This is a genomic window from Streptomyces beijiangensis (genome assembly GCF_017315755.1).
In the GTDB taxonomy this organism is placed as follows: Bacteria; Actinomycetota; Actinomycetes; order Streptomycetales; family Streptomycetaceae; genus Streptomyces; species Streptomyces beijiangensis.
In genome coordinates, this window is sequence record NZ_JAFLRJ010000524.1 from 1 (window position 1) to 810 (window position 810).

Here is an 810-nt window from a genome sequence, read left to right on the forward strand (position 1 = left end):
ACTTCAGAGGATCCGCACCCATCTGCGTTCTCCCTCACCTCAACTGCGTTAGCAGACTGAAGAGTTCGGGAGCCCCGCCCTACCCAATCTGACAAAATAGCCTTAGAATGTCAGGATGTCAGAATTGGCGTCCTCCAAGCGTGCGCGGATTGTGACCGCCGCCCTCGGGGTCTTCGGCAGATACGGCTACCGCCGCACCTCCATGGACCTCATCGCCCAGGCGGCACACATGTCCCGGCCGGCTGNNACGAGGTGGATCAGCCGGCCGCAGAACGGCTCTACCGAGTCCTCGCCGTCAAACTCGACCTGCTCGCCGGCACTGTCGAGGCCGCCCACCGGGCCGAGCTGTTCGCCGAGGCAGCGCAGATCGCCCCAGCGGTGATCGATTCCTTCGAGCAGCGCTACCGCGACGTGATCGAGACCGTACTCACCGACTGCGCCGACGAACTCGACCTGCTCGACCTCGCCCTGCCCGCCCGAGACACCGCAGAACTGCTCCTTCACGCACTGGCCGGGATGACCCAGACATCGCACGGGCCCGAGATCCTGCACGCCCGGCTGCACCAACTCACCGAACTGACCGTCCGCGGTCTCACCAGCAATACCCAGGAGACCTGACCGTGCAGACCCTCGCCTTAAGCTTCCTCGCCGGAATCTTCGCAGCGAACGCCACCCCGCACTTCATCAAGGGCATCACCAAGGAACATTTCCCAACCCCGTTCGGCAGCGGCCCCCTTATCAACTTGCTTGCCGGGTGGGCGATGTACGGCATCGCCGCACTGCTGGCCATCGCCGCCCACATATCCACCC

General features: G+C 64.2%; 2 protein-coding genes and 1 pseudogene. All 3 read left to right on the top strand.

The genetic code is table 11. From position 1 onward, the window contains the following. Window positions 1-115: 115 nt before the first annotated feature. Window positions 116-232: pseudogene (locus J0695_RS45795) on the top strand (TetR family transcriptional regulator); the annotation flags it as partial. Between the two features lie 20 nt (window positions 233-252). Further along, entirely contained in the window at window positions 253-618 is a 366-nt protein-coding gene (locus J0695_RS36295; RefSeq protein WP_242553641.1) for a hypothetical protein, read from the top strand. A 2-nt stretch (window positions 619-620) separates the two neighbouring features. Then, the coding region (locus tag J0695_RS36300; RefSeq protein WP_206969033.1) for a hypothetical protein at window positions 621-810 on the top strand (190 nt) is incomplete at its 3' end.